Raw genomic sequence first — 418 nt, 5'->3', positions numbered from 1 at the left:
GTGCACGCATGGCATTTGGCTTCGCTGGCATTTACGACAGTGACGAAGCGGAGAGGATTATAGAAAACACGCCAGCAAGTGTTCTCGTCGGAAAGGAAACGGACGAGCGCCGCCCTGCACTCATTGCTAGGTGCGAAGAGGCGGCTCAGATGAGCATGGAAGTCTTCGCTGAAACATGGAAAAACCTGACCCACGAAGAGCGCCAGATTATCGGCAATGCAGAGAAGGAGCGCATCAAGAAAAGCATTCCCGTCGATGCAGAATATAGCGAGGTGGATCATGCAACAGCGCAGTGATGAATGGTTTTCCGCCCGTTGTGGCAACGTCACCGCCAGTCGCCTGTCTGACGTAATGGCAAAAACCAAATCGGGCTATTCCGCCAGCCGCCAGAACTACATGGCAGAGCTTATATGCCAGC

Annotated in this window: 1 pseudogene; it reads left to right on the top strand. The window is 53.6% G+C overall.

The window, feature by feature from the left end:
- Window positions 1–296, top strand: a pseudogene (locus ACTBDZ_RS18390) (phage recombination protein Bet); the annotation flags it as partial.
- Window positions 297–418 lie beyond the last annotated feature (122 nt).

The organism is Symbiopectobacterium sp., from assembly GCF_051710365.1.
Taxonomy (GTDB): Bacteria; Pseudomonadota; Gammaproteobacteria; order Enterobacterales; family Enterobacteriaceae; genus Symbiopectobacterium.
The sequence above is the reverse complement of the archived record's forward strand: the minus strand, read 5'-3'. Positions and strand labels throughout refer to the sequence as shown.